The 17,408-nt window shown below is 45.6% G+C and carries 12 protein-coding genes; 8 read left to right on the forward strand and 4 right to left on the reverse strand.

Features of this window, described 5'->3' with window-relative positions; genetic code table 11:
* Window positions 1-23 precede the first annotated feature (23 nt).
* Window positions 24-344: a met regulon transcriptional regulator MetJ gene (metJ, locus tag CW749_RS19880; protein ID WP_101114045.1), complete on the reverse strand. Its 321-nt coding sequence runs from the start codon at window positions 342-344 to the stop codon at window positions 24-26.
* 297 nt (window positions 345-641) lie between these two features.
* On the opposite strand from metJ, the gene CW749_RS19885 reads away from it, so the two are divergent.
* The 3 genes from CW749_RS19885 (at window position 642) to metF (ending at window position 5,351) form a co-directional block, all read left to right on the forward strand.
* Window positions 642-1,808: an O-succinylhomoserine (thiol)-lyase gene (locus CW749_RS19885; protein WP_101114047.1), complete on the forward strand. Its 1,167-nt coding sequence runs from the start codon at window positions 642-644 to the stop codon at window positions 1,806-1,808.
* A complete protein-coding gene (locus tag CW749_RS19890) occupies window positions 1,808-4,219 on the forward strand; it encodes a bifunctional aspartate kinase/homoserine dehydrogenase II (RefSeq protein ID WP_101114049.1) in 2,412 nt (803 codons plus the stop codon). The genes CW749_RS19885 and CW749_RS19890 overlap by 1 nt, the downstream gene beginning before the upstream one ends.
* A gap of 241 nt (window positions 4,220-4,460) precedes the next feature.
* The gene (gene metF, locus CW749_RS19895) at window positions 4,461-5,351 is read left to right on the forward strand and encodes a methylenetetrahydrofolate reductase (protein ID WP_101114051.1); all 891 of its coding nucleotides are present in this window, start codon (window positions 4,461-4,463) and stop codon (window positions 5,349-5,351) included.
* Between the two features lie 71 nt (window positions 5,352-5,422).
* On the opposite strand, the gene CW749_RS19900 is transcribed toward metF, so the two are convergent.
* From CW749_RS19900 to argE, 3 genes are all read right to left on the reverse strand, one after another.
* Entirely contained in the window at window positions 5,423-5,962 is a 540-nt protein-coding gene (locus CW749_RS19900) for a PadR family transcriptional regulator (RefSeq protein WP_101114053.1), read from the reverse strand.
* 392 nt (window positions 5,963-6,354) lie between these two features.
* Window positions 6,355-8,988, reverse strand: coding sequence for a phosphoenolpyruvate carboxylase (gene ppc / locus CW749_RS19905; protein WP_101114055.1), 2,634 nt, complete (start codon window positions 8,986-8,988; stop codon window positions 6,355-6,357).
* A gap of 263 nt (window positions 8,989-9,251) precedes the next feature.
* The gene (gene argE / locus CW749_RS19910; protein ID WP_101114056.1) at window positions 9,252-10,388 is read right to left on the reverse strand and encodes an acetylornithine deacetylase; all 1,137 of its coding nucleotides are present in this window, start codon (window positions 10,386-10,388) and stop codon (window positions 9,252-9,254) included.
* A gap of 157 nt (window positions 10,389-10,545) precedes the next feature.
* Here argE and argC point away from each other — a divergent pair, with 157 nt between their 5' ends.
* From argC to CW749_RS19935, 5 genes are all read left to right on the forward strand, one after another.
* Complete coding sequence (gene argC, locus CW749_RS19915) at window positions 10,546-11,550, forward strand: N-acetyl-gamma-glutamyl-phosphate reductase (RefSeq protein ID WP_101114058.1); 1,005 nt, start codon at window positions 10,546-10,548, stop codon at window positions 11,548-11,550.
* A gap of 10 nt (window positions 11,551-11,560) precedes the next feature.
* Window positions 11,561-12,346, forward strand: coding sequence for an acetylglutamate kinase (argB, locus tag CW749_RS19920; protein WP_180958455.1), 786 nt, complete (start codon window positions 11,561-11,563; stop codon window positions 12,344-12,346).
* Between the two features lie 66 nt (window positions 12,347-12,412).
* On the forward strand, window positions 12,413-13,627 hold the full coding sequence (locus tag CW749_RS19925; protein WP_101114061.1) for an argininosuccinate synthase: 1,215 nt from the start codon (window positions 12,413-12,415) through the stop codon (window positions 13,625-13,627).
* 99 nt (window positions 13,628-13,726) lie between these two features.
* Window positions 13,727-15,601 (forward strand): argininosuccinate lyase, encoded by a 1,875-nt coding sequence (argH, locus tag CW749_RS19930; RefSeq protein WP_101114063.1) that lies wholly within the window; start codon window positions 13,727-13,729, stop codon window positions 15,599-15,601.
* Between the two features lie 332 nt (window positions 15,602-15,933).
* The gene (locus CW749_RS19935) at window positions 15,934-17,400 is read left to right on the forward strand and encodes an alkaline phosphatase (RefSeq protein WP_101114065.1); all 1,467 of its coding nucleotides are present in this window, start codon (window positions 15,934-15,936) and stop codon (window positions 17,398-17,400) included.
* The last annotated feature ends 8 nt before the right edge of the window (window positions 17,401-17,408 follow it).

The raw sequence follows: 17,408 nt of genomic DNA on the forward strand, positions 1-17,408 counted from the left end.
GGCTATCCCCCCTTTTTTTCTGCTTATTCTTCGTCGTAGGCTTCGAACTCGATGCCCATTTCCGTCATGATTTTTTTCACTTCACTCGGAATATCGTCTGGGCGATCTTTTCTCAAATCTTCATCTGTCGGTAATGGCTGACCTGTATAAGCGTGGAGAAAAGCTTCACAAAGCAGTTCGCTGTTGGTGGCGTGACGCAGATTGTTAATTTGGCGGCGTGTTCTTTCGTCTGTCAGTACTTTAAGTACTTTTAACGGAATCGATACTGTAATCTTTTTTACTTGTTCGCTTTTTTTACCATGCTCAGCATAGGGGCTTATGTATTCGCCATTCCAATCTGCCATTGCGCACCTTCAATTATTATTTATCTAAGTTATATGGCTACTCCGCACAGAAAGCTCTTTTCATGTGTTTTAGCGACTTAGCCGTTCATAAAAAACGATTTTAGCGACTTTTACTGCCACAAGCAAAGACATATGGACGTCTAGAAGTGTTGACGTCCTAAAATGAGAGCGCTAAAGTATTGCATATTAATCGTGACTATCTCTGTTAAAACACGTTACACGCATGTTAACTCGCGTTCGTAATTGGTATAACAGAGGCTCGAAAAGTTTGCACCACAGGAAAGGAAGACCCTATTTATGAGCCAACGAAAGCCAGCCACTATTGCCGTACGCACTGGTATTGAAGCGGATACTCAGTATCACGCAGTTGTCCCACCAATTTACTTGTCTACGAACTATGGCTTTCCTGCGTTTGGTGAAGTGCCCAAATATGACTACACGCGTTCAGGTAACCCTAATCGAGGCTTGCTAGAGCAAGCGTTAGCTGAGCTGGAAGAAGGTGCAAACGCCATCATCACCAATACTGGCACAGCAGCCATTAACCTTTGGGTGACGGCATTCTTAGGTCCTGACGATCTTATTGTTGCGCCACACGATTGCTATGGTGGTACTTATCGACTCTTTAACACCCGTTCACTAAAGGGTGACTTCAAAGTTGAATTTGTTGATCAATCCGATGAAGCCGCTCTTGCTGAAGCACTCAGCAAAAAACCTAAACTGGTCTTACTTGAAACACCATCAAATCCTTTGGTACGTGTTGTTGATATTGCGAAAATTTGCGAACAAGCAAAACAAGTCGGTGCGCTTGTCGCAGTCGATAACACGTTTTTAACACCGGTTTACCAAAAACCGCTTACGCTTGGTGCGGATTTCGTTGTGCATTCCACAACTAAATTCATTAATGGTCACTCTGACGTGATTGGTGGTGTCATCATTTGTAAAGATGAAAAACACGCGGAAGATTTAGCGTGGTGGGGTAACTGTATTGGCGCAACTGGCACGCCTTTCGACAGTTACATGACCCTACGAGGTTTACGTACACTTGGTGCACGTATGCGAGCTCATGAAGAGAGCTCGAACACGATTTTAGAGTTTTTGAAAACACATGAATTGGTTGGCACCATTTACCATCCAAGTTTGCCAGAGCACCCAGGTCATGATATTGCCAAAAAGCAGCAATCAGGCTTTGGCTCTATGCTCAGCTTTGAATTGAATGGAAGCTTTGAGCAAATGAAGTGTTTTGCCAGTTCTCTCCAGCTTTTCTCGCTCGCAGAATCTTTGGGTGGGGTGGAAAGCCTGATCTGTCACCCTGGTTCAATGACACATCGTGCCATGAGTGATGAAGCGCAAGAAGAAGCGGGCATTGCCCCAACACTACTGCGTTTGTCTGTGGGTCTTGAAGATGCGCAAGATCTGATCGCTGATTTGAAGCAAGCCTTTGCAAAAGCCAAGGAGGTGGCGTAATGACTCTCGAACGTCAATTGCATAAATTTGGTGGCAGTAGCTTGGCGGATGCCGAATGCTATCAACGTGTGGTGAGCATACTCAAAGAATATTCGGATACGAATGACTTGGTTGTTGTATCTGCAGCAGGTGGCACAACAAACCAACTTATCGCTTGGTTGGCGGCGTTAGAAAAAGACGGGCGTTTAGCGCATGAAGCGTTGCAAGAACTCAGACAATACCAAACACAATTAATTGAAAGCTTGTTGCCAGCAGAACGTGCAGCGCCTTTGCTTGATGTTCTTAACACGGAATTTTCTGGGTTAGGTGAATTGTCTTACCCATTAAGCAGTGCTCAAAAATCATCAGCAATGGGACACGGCGAAATATGGTCGGCGAGGCTATTGGCGGAACTTCTTAATCACAATGGTTTAGAAGCGGTTTCGCAAGATTCACGTGATTTCCTTCGTGCAGAACACGGAGCTCAGCCGGAGGTCGACCGAGCACGTTCTTACCCTTTAATTAAAGAATCGCTAGCACAGCATCGTCAGTGTCGAATTGTTATTACTGGTTTCATGGCAAAAAATGAAGAAAGCGAAACAGTTCTTCTCGGGCGTAATGGTTCAGATTACTCAGCGACCGTCATCGGAGCACTAGCAGAAGCGTCCAGAGTAACCATATGGAGTGATGTGGCTGGGGTGTATAGCTCTGACCCTCGTAAAGTATCAGACGCCTGCTTACTGCCTCTGTTGCGCCTAGATGAAGCCAGTGAGTTGGCTCGCTTGGCTGCACCAGTTCTTCATAGCCGTACGTTACAACCTGTTGCTCAAAGTTCAATGGAACTGCATTTGCGTTGCAGCTACCAACCTGAGTCAGGTTCAACACGTATTGAGCGTGTTCTTGCGTCGGGTCGTGGTGCCAAAATCATTACCTCTTTGGATGAAGTGCTACTGGTTAAAGTGGACTTCGGGCATGGGCATGATTTTGAACGTTTAGCCAAAGAAGTACTTACAACACTTTCACGCGGGCAACTCAGCCCATTGGCATTTGAAGCGCAAAGCGATCAAGGTTGCTTGCTTTTGGCGTATACCTCAGAAGTGGCTGGTGAGGCGCTTTCCCACCTACAAGATGTCTCTATCGGTGCGGAAATTAAATTGAAAGAAGGGTATTCACTGGTTGCTGCGGTAGGCGCTGGTGTAACCAATAACCCGAATCATTGCTACGGTTTTTACCAGCAACTGAAAAACAGCACCGTAGAGTTTATTAGTGAGGCTGAATCTGGTCTTAGCTTGGTCGCGATTCTTCGTAAAACCGATACATCTCGCTTAATCACAGGCATTCACAGCCAGTTGTTCCAAGCTCAAAAGCGTGTTGCTATCGCTTTGTGCGGCAAAGGCAATATCGGTTCCAGTTGGATAGAGCTGTTTGATGAGCAAAAAGACGAGCTTGAAAAGCGTCATGGAAAAACGTTTGATTTGGTTGCGGTAGTCGATAGCCAAACGTATTGGTTGGACTTTGAGGGCATTGATGCCAAAGAGGTCTTTAATCGTTTTGATGATGAAGCGATCAGCAATGACGGAACGGAATGGTTGGACAAATTGGCGCATCAGCAGAAATTCGATGAAGTTATCGTATTGGATGTGACAGCCAGTGAAGCGTTATCTAATCAGTATGTCAGTATTGCTGAGCACGGCTTCCATTTGATTTCGGCAAATAAAGTTGCAGGTTCGGCACCGGGCGACGTTTATCATCAGGTACAAGATGCGTTTTCAAAGACTGGTCGCCATTGGTTCTATAACGCAACGGTAGGTGCAGGGCTTCCTGTTAACCACACAGTGCGTGATTTACGTGAAAGTGGGGATGACATTCTAGCTCTTTCTGGAATCTTCTCAGGAACGCTGTCATGGCTCTTCCAACAGTTTGATGGTCAGGTGCCTTTCAGTGACTTAGTTGACCTTGCATGGCAGCAAGGTTTAACGGAACCCGATCCTCGTTGTGACCTAGATGGCTCTGATGTGATGCGTAAGTTGGTGATTCTCGCTCGTGAATCCGGATTAGAGCTCGAGCCTGAAAACGTGAAAGTTGAATCATTGGTTCCAGAGCAATTGCGCGATTTACCGCTGGATGACTTTTTGGACAATGGACAGATCCTGAGCGAAAACTTAGCCGAGCGCCTTGAAAAAGCCCAGCGTGAAGACAAAGTATTGCGTTATGTGGCGAGACTGGAAAAAAGCGGCAGCGCAACAGTAGGTGTAGAAGCGTTACCTCGTGAGCACGCACTAGCCAACTTGTTGCCTTGCGACAATATCTTTGCCATTGAGAGTAAATGGTACAAAGACAACCCACTCGTTATTCGAGGCCCTGGAGCGGGTAAGGCCGTGACGGCGGGGGCTATTCAGTCGGATCTGAATCGACTTTCAAGTTTGTTATAAATCTTTGTTATAGCAATTTGTTATATCGAAAGGGCGCTCGCGCCCTTTTTTGTTGCCCCTATCCCTTTAAAATACTGTGGATTTTTATTAATGAAAAATGCGTAGTTTCATCATGAATAAAATTCATGGTGATCTAGTTGACATTAAATCGGATAAAAGACATTCTTTGGACATATAGACGTCTAAACGTCGCTGAGAATTTTAAAAGAATTTTTTGTGGTGGTGCCACAGGGAGAGAAGCATGAGTTATACCCACGCAAGTCATATAGATGCTTTGAATCAGAATGTTGCTGAGCTTTCTGATGACATCAATGTTTCATTTGAGTTTTTTCCACCAAGCAGTGAAAAAATGGAAGAAACACTTTGGAACTCAGTGCACCGCCTAAAAACGTTACAGCCAAAGTTTGTTTCAGTTACATACGGAGCAAACTCTGGAGAGCGCGATCGCACGCACTCAATTATCAAAGAAATCAAAGACCAAACGGGTTTGGTTGCAGCACCACACTTAACTTGTATCGATGCATCACGTGATGAATTAGTGAACATTGCTAATGATTACTGGAGCAATGGTATTGAAAGTATCGTAGCGTTGCGCGGCGATATTCCTCCAGGCGGTGGTGCACCGGATATGTATGCTTCTGATTTAGTTGAATTACTAAAGTCTCAGCACGATTTTGATATTTCTGTTGCGGCATTCCCTGAAGTTCACCCAGAAGCTAAAAGTGCACAAGCCGATCTACTGAACTTGAAGCGTAAAGTGGATGCAGGAGCAAACCGAGCGATCACTCAGTTCTTTTTCGACGTTGAAAGCTACTTGCGTTTCCGTGACCGCTGTGTGGCGGCTGGAATTGATGTTGAGATTGTTCCGGGAATCCTACCAGTATCGAACTTTAAGCAGGCCTCTCGCTTTGCGGATATCAATAATGTAAAAGTCCCTGGGTGGATGGCGAAGCAATTTGAAGGGTTGGATGATGACCCAATGACACGTCAGTTAGTGGGTGCAAGTCAAGCAATCGATATGGTGAGAATTCTAAGCCGAGAAGGCGTAAAAGATTTCCACTTCTACACGCTAAACCGTGCTGAAATGACATACGCGTTATGCCATACGTTGGGTGTTCGCCCGCAAGCGTAATTCAAATGTAAACGGTAAGACATAAAAAAAGGTTGGTGTATGCACCAACCTTTTTTATTAATAGCGAAGATTTACGCCATAGCTTCTAATTCTGCAAGCGCTTCTTCTGCCCAAGCAACCCATGTGTTACGAAGCAACAAGTTGCGACGAAGGGTTAAACGCTCTAAACGAGCTTGCTTGTCTAAAGTGCTTGGTGTCGCGTAGTAAACCGACTCAATTTCTTTGTAGTGGTTCACTAGTTGACGAGACTCTTCGATCAAACCAGTCAGTTGTTCAATATACGAAGTAGAAGGTTGTACGGAACATGCCATTAACTTGGCAGAGAACTCATCGCGAACGGTAGGGTGTGCAGTAGGTTGGTCAAACCACTCCCCAAGTGCTCGGCGTCCTTCTTCTGTAATTGAATAAACTTTCCTGTCTGGTTTGCCCTCTTGCGGCTCAAGCACGCAAGTCACAAGTTGGTTTTGAGCCATTTTATTTAGCTCGCGGTATACTTGTTGGTGACTTGCTTTCCAAAAATAGCCAATACTGTATGAGAACTCTTTTGTGATGTCGTATCCAGTTGCATCACGAGTACTTAAAACAGTAAGGATTACGTGCGGTAATGACATGTCTTCAATCCAATGGTCAATCAAACTGTAAAACTTGAACGCGTAAACACCGAGTGTGCTTCTTTGGCACGTTTGTATAGTGTGTTAATGCGCTCATACCAATCTAAAGACAAATTTAGACGGCTCTGTCACCTTCTTAGCCTTACATCACCTAGAAAATGGCAGCTATTGAATTTGCTACCTTAGAAACAAATGCCAATGCCATAGAATTGCTGCGGATAGTTATTAGTAAATTTACAGCGGTTAGTAAGCATATCAATAATAATAAGCATTAAGTAGAATAAAAAATATGAATGGTTTGAAAAACTGACAAAATTCTCAATAGCGAATGCCAGCCATACAAAAAGCCGCATTTAGCGGCTTTTTGTCTCACTTAAAGAATAAATGACTGGTTAACCGGTGTTGCGCATTCCTGCTGCAATACCTGCAATTGTGACCATTAATGCTTCTTTAAGCTCTGTCGATGGCGTTTCTGTCTGCCTTGTACGGTAAAGCAGTTCTGCTTGCAGCATATTCAACGGCTCTACATAGATGTTACGAAGGCGGATAGATTCTAATCCCCACGGATCACTCTGCATTAAATTTTCATTATTCTCAACATTGAGTACAGCTTTAATGTCTTTTTGTAATTGAGCTCTCAGTTTGTCGCCCAGAGCCCACAAAGATTTGTCTGTTAGCTTCTGATCGTACAGGCTTGCGATCTCGATGTTACATTTCGAGTACACCATTTCTAGCATGCCCAATCGTGTTGAGAAGAAAGGCCATTCGCGACACATTGACTCCAGTAATGATTGGTGTCCTTGGTCGACCGAATACTGAATCGCCTCTCCGGCACCTAACCATGCTGGTAATACCAAGCGGTTTTGGCTCCATGAGAAAATCCATGGAATGGCACGTAAGCTTTCGACACCACCGTTAGGATTACGCTTCGATGGGCGTGAACCTAATGGCAGCATGCCTAGCTCAAGCTCTGGTGTTGCCGCACGGAAATACGGTACGAAGTCAGGCTCACCACGAACAACCCCACGATAGGCTTCACAAGACACTTCAGACAGGGTGTCCATCAAGTCACGCCATTCTTGCTTCGGCTCCGGTGGTGGCAGCAGGTTGGCTTCTAATATTGCACTGGCGTACATGTTGAAGCTGTTGACCGCCACTTCAGGTAAGCCCAGCTTAAAGCGGATCATTTCACCTTGTTCAGTTACGCGCAGACCACCTTTGAGGCTTTTCGGCGGTTGAGAAAGCAACGCAGCGTGTGCTGGCGCACCACCACGACCAACCGTACCACCACGGCCGTGGAATAAGGTCAGCTCGATGCCCGCCTCTTCTGATACTTTCACTAAGGCTTCCATTGCGCGATATTGCGCCCAACCCGCAGCCATAACACCTGCATCTTTGGCGGAATCTGAGTAACCGATCATGACCATTTGGTGGTTCTGAATGAAACCGCGGTATAGGTCGATACCCATTAACTGGGTGATAACGGCTTCAGCGTTATTCAAATCTTCCAGTGTTTCGAACAGTGGACAAACGTCCATGCGATATGGACAACCTGACTCTTGAAGTAACAAGTGCACTGCAAGTACGTCTGAGGCGGTTCTTGCCATAGAAATTACGTAGGCACCAAACGCTTCACGAGGTTGACTTGCCACGATACGGCAGGTATCCAACACCTCTTTTACAGGCTCTGATGGTTCCCAACCTCGCGGCAGAAGTGGGCGCTTAGAGCTAAGTTCCGCTGTAAGGAAAGCAACTTTATCTTGCTCGCTCCATTGGTCGTAATCGCCAATACCAAGGTAACGCGTTAGTTCTGACAATACATCTGAGTGGCGTGTGCTTTCTTGACGAATGTCGAGGCGCACTAAGTGAATGCCAAATGATTTGATTCGACGGAGAGTATCTAGCAGAGAACCGTCGGCAATGACGCCCATGCCGCATTCATGCAAAGATTGGTAACACGCATAAAGTGGTTCCCAAAGCTGCTCATTGGATTTCAACGGCGCTTTTACTGCCAGTTGCTCACCATTGATTTTGGCTTCGAGAATGTCTCGGGTTTCGGTGAGCGTTGTACGGATTCGCTTTAGGATCGCACGATAAGGTTCATGTTCTCCTTCACCCGCCAACTCACGCAGTGCGTCACTGCATTTGGTCATCGACAGCTCGCTAACCAGCTCGTTAATGTCATTTAGATATAGGTCGGCTGCTTTCCAGCGAGACAACAACATGACTTCGCGAGTAATGGTATGGGTAACAAATGGATTACCGTCGCGGTCACCTCCCATCCAAGATGAGAAATGAACCGGTCTTGCATCAATAGGTAAACCTTCGCCAAGATACCCTTCCAAACGTTCATCTAATTCACGTAGGAAATCAGGCACACCTTGCCATAAGGAATTTTCGACAACAGCAAAACCCCATTTTGCTTCATCGATTGGCGTTGGGCGTTGCTGACGGATAACGTCAGAGTGCCATGCCTGTGCGATAAGCTGCTCTAAGCGACGCTCTGTTTTTACGCGCTCTTTGTACGAAAGATCGCTAAGCTCTAGCTTTGATAGACATTCGTTGATTTTGACCAGTTTGTTGATCATGGTACGACGCGTAATTTCTGTCGGGTGCGCCGTTAGGACTAGCTCAATGTTCAAATCACGAACAGCCTGAGCAGTGTCGAGTTTACTGATGTCGCTTTGGCTTAGCTTTGAAAATAGACTGTTAATGGCGTCTGGTTCGCAGACGTGTTCCTCACAATGACGAGAAATGGTGTGGTATTGCTCTGCCATGTTGGTGAGGTTTAGAAATTGGTTGAATGCACGAGCAACGGGTGTGAGCTGCTCATCTGGTAGGCTTTCAATTTCTTTTATGAGATTTTCGCGGTCTTCCTGACTGCCCCCTCGTGCTGATTTTGAGAGTTTACGAATGGTTTCGACCTTCTCTAGGATTGCCTCACCATGTGCATCTTGAATGGTATTGCCAAGTAATCGACCTAGCATGCTCACATTGCTTTTTAGCGCGGCATATTTTTCATTCATTGTTTCCCGCCTCGTAAATTTATTACATCCGATGTTTTGTTTAAGCCCACAATCTAGCGAAATTGTTTGGCTTGAGTCAAATAATCCGACACTAAAACAACGGAATTCGGGCAACTATTGATATTGCTCATTTTTGATACGCGCTTTGTAGCGCTATTGTGAAATTTTCTTTCAATATTTGCTGAAGCTTGATGTGCTCTGGTTTAAGAAGCGTTAAAAAAGCGCAGTTGCCTGCGCTTTTAGAGATCATTTTCTTGAAATGTTTAGAAACAGTATTGGTGAATGGCTTTCTTTAAAACATCGATGGTTGGGTCGATAAACTCAAAAGCAAGGTATTCATCGGGCTGGTGGGCCTGATCAATTGAACCTGGCCCAAGGACGAGAGTAGGGCAAAGTTGTTGCAAGAAAGGGGCTTCAGTACAGTAATTTACGGTTTCACTTGGCTTTTCACAGATAGTTTCCATTCCACCAATAAACGGGTGGTCGTGGTTACACTCATATCCTGGGATAGGATCATGCAATGATTGAATCTCGATTCTTCCTGGCCACTTAGCTTCGACTTCTTTAAGTGCATCGCGCAGAAGGTTGTCCAATCCATCAAGGCTGATGCCAGGTAGAGGTCTTACATCGTAGTGAAGCTCGCAACACCCACATATTCGATTGGCACTGTCGCCACCATGAATATGCCCTAAATTCAGGGTCGGGGAAGGGATCTCAAAGCCTGGGTGATGATAAGTTTTAATCAATTGATCTCTGAGCTGCATGAGCGCAAAAAGCACTTCATGCATAATTTCTATGGCATTGACACCCAAAGCAGGGTTTGACGAGTGCCCTGAATGACCGGTAACGCGTACTGCATTTGCTACATGCCCTTTATGCCCGCGAATAGGAACCAAACTAGTGGGTTCGCCTATGATGCAGTAATCCGGTTTGAACGGGGCATCTTGAGTGAAGTGGCGTGCCCCGAGCATGGTCGTTTCTTCGTCACATGTCGCCAGTACATAAAGTGGCTTTGTTTGTGTACTCCAGTCGACGCTTTTAACGGCTTCTAATATAAAAGCGAAAAAGCCTTTCATGTCGGCCGTACCCAAACCATAAAAACGATTGTTTGCTTCTGTTAAAGCATGTGGGTCGAAATTCCAACGCCCTTCGTCGAAAGGAACAGTATCAGAGTGACCCGCTAATAATAAGCCGCCTTCTCCCTGTCCCATCTTGGCAATCAGGTTGTGCTTGCCTTTTTCGACTTCAACAACGTCCGTTTCAAACCCCAAGTCATTAAACCATGTGGCAAGTTTCGCAATGACTTCACTGTTTCCTTCATCCCAACTCGCATCACTTGAGCTAATAGAGGAGGTGGAAATTAAGCCACCGTAGATATCGATAAAACCGGGTATTTGCATATTAACTTCACTTCCACTGTTGACAGACTAAGCTTAAAACGATAAAACACATATTAAATCACAATAAGTGAATAAAAACTCAAATAGAGTTAATAATCAAGTATGGATAGTCACTTTTATAGAAATTAAGTGACAAGCGAAATTGGATGTGTTGCAGATGTTAAAAACCACAATCATTGGTGCCAGCGGATACACAGGTGCAGAACTTGCTCTGATGGTCGCCAAACACCCAAATCTCAAGCTATCAGGTTTGTATGTGTCCGCCAATAGCGTCGACGCAAATAAGCCGGTATCAGAGTTACATAAGAAGTTATCGGGTGTAGTGGATATGCCTGTCACTCCATTGACCGATCTTAAAGCCGTTGCTAAAGAGTCCGACGTGGTATTTTTGGCAACCGCACATGAAGTCAGCCACGACCTAGCTCCTACCTTACTAGAGCACGGCTGCACAGTGTTTGACTTATCTGGCGCTTATCGGGTGCAGAAAGAAAACTTTTACCCAGATTACTACGGGTTTGAACACAGCAACCCAGAATGGCTAGATAAAGCGGTATACGGTTTAGCGGAGTGGAATGAAGCCGCTATTTCAGAAGCTCAGCTTGTAGCTGTACCAGGATGTTACCCGACGGCATCACAATTGGCGATTAAGCCTCTTTTAGCTGCAGGTCTAGTTGAAACGTCACAATGGCCAGTAATTAACGCGACTTCCGGAGTTTCAGGTGCAGGCAGAAAAGCCACAATGACCAACAGCTTCTGCGAAGTATCGATGCAAGCTTACGGTGTGTTTACTCACCGTCATCAGCCAGAAATTGCTTCACATCTTGGGTGTGATGTTATTTTCACTCCTCATCTTGGTAACTTTAAACGTGGCATTTTAGCGACCATAACCATGAAGCTAAAAGCTGACGTGACGCTTCAACAAGTAACAGACGCTTTTCACAATGCCTATGGCGACAAGCCAGCAGTACGTTTGTTTGATGATCAACTGCCGACCATCCTACAAGTAGAAAATACGCCTTTTAATGACTTGGGTTGGAAAGTTCAGGGTGAACACGTAATCATTGTATCGGCAATCGACAATCTGCTGAAAGGTGCTTCAAGCCAAGCGATGCAGTGTTTGAACCTTCGTTATGGCTACGAGCCACTGACGGCACTGATTTAAGGAAGTGATGATGACTACACAAAACCCACTTGTCGTAAAACTGGGCGGTGCCGCATTAGAATGCAGTGAAACGCTTGGAAAGCTTTTCGGTGCAATCAAAGATTACCAACAGTCAGAACAGCGCTCTATTGTGATTGTTCATGGTGGTGGTTACCTTGTTGATGACTTAATGAGCAAGCTTCAATTAGCCACTTTTAAAAAGGATGGTTTGCGCATCACTCCTTACGAGCAAATCCCATTCATCGCTGGAGCGCTAGCAGGCACAGCAAACAAGCTACTTCAAGGTGAAGCGATTAAATCTGGCGTTAACGCGGTTGGATTGAGCCTTGCGGATGGCGGATTGTGCCAAGTGACAGAGTTGAACCCAGAGCTAGGTGCAGTAGGCAATGCGACTCCGGGGAATCCTGATGTACTGCAAGCCATAATGAATACAGGCGCTATCGCAATCATCAGTTCAATAGGTATGACAGAAGAAGGGCAACTCATGAACGTCAATGCCGACCAAGCAGCGGTAGCTGTAGCGGGGGCATTGGATGCTGAATTGGTGTTGCTTTCTGATGTCAGCGGTGTGCTGGACGGCAAAGGGCACCTATTGAACAGTTTAAACAAAACCGAGGCTCTTCAGCTTATTGAAGGCAAAGTGATTACCGACGGCATGATCGTAAAAGTGCACGCTGCATTGAAAGCGGCAAACGATCTTGGACGTCCGATTCAGGTAGCGACATGGCGTTACCCTGAAAAACTGACCGATTTATTTTCTGGTACCAACATCGGTACGCAGTTCTTACCTGAATAAACCAATTTTGTATGACCTTTTGGGCGCTGACCGCCAAGTGCAGACCCAAGGATTAGGAGAAGTAAAATGAGCAAAGTAAACGTAAAAAAAGTAGTCGTTGCCTACTCTGGCGGTCTGGACACATCTGTGATCATTCCATGGCTAAAAGAAAACTACGATTGTGAAGTTGTGGCATTTGTTGCTGATGTTGGTCAAGGTGCGGAAGAGCTTGAAGGCATTGAAGAAAAAGCCAAAGCATCCGGCGCTTCTGAGTGCTACATCGCGGACCTAAAAGAAGAAATGGTGGCAGATTACATCTACCCGACATTAAAAACAGGTGCGCTGTACGAAGGCAAATACCTACTAGGTACGTCTATGGCTCGTCCAATCATTGCTAAAGCGCAGGTTGAAGTCGCGCGTAAAGTGGGTGCCGATGCGTTATGCCATGGCTGTACGGGTAAAGGTAACGACCAAGTACGTTTCGAAGGCGCATTTGCTGCACTTGCACCGGATCTACACGTGATTGCACCATGGCGTGAGTGGGATCTAGTGAGTCGTGAAGAGTGTTTAGATTACTTAGCAGAGCGCAACATTCCATGTACGGCTTCATTAACTAAGATTTACTCACGTGATGCAAATGCATGGCACATTTCAACAGAAGGCGGTGTATTAGAAGATACATGGAATGCACCGAATGATGATTGCTGGGTTTGGACCGTTGATCCAGAGCAAGCGCCAAACGAATCTGAAAGCGTGACACTAAAAGTAGAAAAAGGCGCTGTTGTCGCTGTCGACGGTGAAGCGATGACACCATACAACGCTTTGGTTTACCTAAACGAGAAAGGCGCAAAACACGGCGTTGGTCGTATTGATATCGTTGAGAATCGTCTTGTGGGAATGAAATCTCGTGGCTGTTACGAAACTCCGGGTGGCGCGATCATGATGGAAGCGCTGCGTGCTGTAGAACAATTGGTGTTAGACAAGTCGGCGTTTGAATTCCGTGAAGAATTGGGCTTAAAAGCTTCTCACCTTGTCTATGACGGCCGTTGGTTTACACCGCTTTGTAAGTCTCTCCTTGCAGCTACAGAGGAGTTGGCGCAAGATGTGAACGGCGAAGTCGTGATCAAACTGTACAAAGGTCAAGCAACCGTAACGCAAAAGCGTTCAGACAACAGCTTGTACTCTGAAGAGTTTGCTACGTTTGGCGAAGACGAAGTGTATGACCAAAGTCATGCTGGTGGTTTCATCCGCCTTTATTCCCTGTCTAGCCGTATTCGCGCTTTGAACGAAAATAAAAAATAAGCGAACGACTCGTACATTTATCACAGCTTTTTTAGCAAATTACACAAGCAAGCAAATGAGGCTCTGAAAGATTCAGAGCCGCAACTCAGGAGAGACGCCATGGCATTATGGGGCGGTAGATTTACCCAAGCAGCAGACACCAGATTCAAACAATTCAATGATTCTTTGCGATTCGACTACCGATTGGCAGAGCAGGATATTGTTGGGTCGATTGCGTGGTCTAAAGCCCTGCTGTCGGTTAACGTTTTGAATGAGGATGAACAACAAAAATTAGAGTTAGCGCTGAATGAGCTTAAGCTTGAAGTGATGGAAGATCCCGAGCAGATTTTGCGCTCGGATGCTGAAGATATCCATAGCTGGGTAGAACAGCAGCTGATAGGCAAAGTTGGTGACTTGGGTAAAAAGCTGCACACAGGTCGTTCTCGTAACGATCAGGTCGCCACAGATCTTAAGCTCTGGTGTCGCCAGCAAGGTCATCAGTTGTTAATGGCACTCGATCGCTTACAAGGTCAGATGGTTGAAGTGGCTAAAGCACATCAAGGCACCGTACTTCCTGGCTATACACACTTACAGCGTGCTCAACCAGTGACGTTTGCCCATTGGTGTTTGGCTTACGTTGAAATGTTTGAGCGTGATTATTCTCGTCTTTCTGATGCCATCAAGCGCCTAGACACTTGTCCACTGGGTTCCGGTGCGCTTGCTGGTACAGCTTACCCAATGGATCGCGAAGCTCTCGCGCACAGCCTTGGCTTCCGTCGTGCAACGCGTAACAGCCTCGATTCGGTATCCGATCGTGACCATGTTATGGAGCTTATGTCAGTAGCCTCCATTTCTATGCTTCATTTGTCTCGTTTGGCAGAAGATATGATTTTCTATAACTCAGGCGAATCGAATTTTATTGAGTTGGCGGATACCGTGACATCCGGTTCTTCACTGATGCCTCAGAAGAAAAACCCAGACGCACTTGAACTTATCCGCGGTAAGTGTGGACGAGTTTACGGTGCAATGGCTGGCATGATGATGACAGTGAAAGCGCTGCCTCTTGCGTACAATAAAGACATGCAAGAAGACAAAGAAGGTCTGTTTGATGCGCTAGACAGCTGGAATGAATGCATGGAAATGGCTGCGCTTTGCTTTGATGGAATTAAAGTGAATGGCGAGCGTACGTTGGAAGCGGCGAAACAAGGGTATGCCAACTCGACAGAGCTAGCCGATTACCTTGTCTCAAAAGACATTCCATTCCGCGAAGCGCACCATATTGTGGGTGTAGCGGTAGTAGCGGCGATTGCTAAGGGTTGTGCTTTGGAGGAGCTATCGATTGTAGAGCTTAAAGAGTTCTCAGACGTTATCGAAGATGACGTGTATGACATCCTAACAATCGAGTCCTGCTTAGAAAAACGATCTGCACTGGGTGGTGTTTCGCCAAAACAAGTAGCTTATGCCGTAGAACAAGCCGAACAACGCATTGTCCAAAGAGACACATCAGGGGTGAAAGTGCGTGCGGCGCGCTTAACCGATATTGATGCGTTAGAAGGCATGGTGGCGTACTGGGCAGGGTTAGGTGAAAACCTTCCACGTACTCGTAATGAGCTGGTTCGCGACGTTGGATCTTTTGCTGTTGCTGAACATCATGGTGAGGTGACGGGGTGTGCATCTCTGTATGTCTATGACTCAGGGTTAGCAGAAATTCGTTCGCTTGGTGTTGAAGCTGGGTGGCAAGGTCAAGGTCAAGGAAGCGCACTTGTTGCACACCTGACTGAAAAAGCGCGTCAGATGGCGATTAAGAAAGTATTTGTGTTGACTCGAGTACCTGAATTCTTCATGAAGTACAGCTTCATTCCGACGTCCAAATCACTCTTGCCAGAGAAAGTACTGAAGGACTGCGATCAGTGTCCAAGAACGCATGCGTGTGATGAAGTCGCGCTGGAGATCAACCTATCAGAACAAGTGATCACTAAGGTCAACGTTGCATAACAGTGTGATTAAAAACAGTTTTTGAATCAGCTCAGATCTTTTTAAAGAAAATTGATCTTTTTTGGGAACTTATTAAGGAAGAGCGCGGTCATATTAATACCACTGCTTTTTCTTAGATGAATCTAAGAAGGCCCCTAACCAGATTTGGCTTAGGGGCTTTTTTCTTTTTCCGATCCAGCTCAATTTGAATTTTCTCTCTATATTTATGAATTGTTATAACATTACATATTCATTAAATTTTCATGAAACATTCACTTCATTGATACCTAAGCATACTTTTTGATCTTTAGAGTGTCCTCCGTTGATTATCAAACTACTTCGGAGATATCCCCATGAAAGGGCTTCAACTTTCTATGTTAGCAATTGGTGTGATTACCGCAGCGACCGTGAACGCCAATGTACCTCAGCAATCTGATACTTGGTACCAAGAAGCAAAAAGCGCGATTGCTGCTGCAAAAGAGCTTAAGCCAATTGATGGACCGGCAAAAAATGTGATTCTGTTTGTGGGCGACGGCATGAGCGTTGGCACCATAACCGCTGCACGTATTTATGCTGGCCAGCAAAAAGGTCAAAAGGGTGAAGAGTTTGTGTTGGCTATGGAGCGTTTGCCACATACGGCATTATCCAAAACATACAACACTGATATGCAAACTCCAGATTCTGCAGGAACGGCAACCGCGATGGTGTCGGGTGTGAAAACCAAAGCGGGCATCATTAATGTGAACGACAATGTTCAGCGTGGTTTTTGTAACACTCAGAAGGGAAATGAAGTCAAAACAGCTTTCCAAATGGCAGGTGAAAAAGGTTTGTCGTTAGGTGTGGTCTCTACTGCGCGTTTAACTCATGCTACTCCTGCGACGGCCTACGCGCATAGTGCTGACCGGAATTGGGAAAACGACGGTAAGCTTCCAAACATTGCGAAAAACACAGGTTGTAAAGACATTGCTTCGCAGTTTGTTGAATTTGATTCCGGCAATGGTTTCCAAGTGGCGTTTGGGGGCGGTCGACGTGAATTTATTCCCAACACGATGACCGATCCAGAAGGTAAGAAAGGTAAGAGAAAGGATGGGCGTAACTTAGTCAAAGAGTGGGAAGCGCGATACCCACAAGGAACCTATGTTTACGACCGAGCTGGTTTTGATAAGCTGAATGAAAACACCAAACGAGCATTTGGATTATTTGAAAGTAGCCACATGCAGTATGAAGCCGATCGTGTACAGGAAAACAAAGAGCCATCACTATCTGAAATGACCTCCAAAGCCATCGAGATTCTGAAAAATAATCAGAAGGGCTATCTGCTTATGGTGGAATCGGGCCGTATCGATCACGCCCACCACGCAGGTAATGCTGCACGAGCACTTGAAGACACGGTGGAATATGACCGCGCTATTAAAGCTGCTTTGGAAATGACGGATCCAAAAGAGACACTGATCGTAGTGACAGCCGACCACGCGCATACTTTGATTTCAAACGGTTACGCAGAACGCGGCAACCCCATTCTTGGTCTCTCTAAATCCAAAGGTAAATTCAATAAAGACGAATTTGGAAAAAACTACACGACGTTGGCGTATGGTAATGGTCCTGGTGCAGTAGAAGGGAAGCGAAGTGATTTGTCGGAAAAAGAAGTACTCAAGCTAGATTACTTACAGCAATCATTGGTCAAGCTAGGCTCAGAAACACACTCTGGGGAAGATGTAGCGATTTTTGCTCGTGGTCCGCAAGCTTGGCTATTCCAAGGCGTGGTAGAGCAAAACTACATTTATCATGTGATTGATGAAGCGTTAAGGTTAACTAAGTAAGAATTAAG

It is taken from the genome of Vibrio sp. vnigr-6D03, from assembly GCF_002835515.1.
Taxonomy (GTDB): domain Bacteria; phylum Pseudomonadota; class Gammaproteobacteria; order Enterobacterales; family Vibrionaceae; genus Vibrio; species Vibrio penaeicida.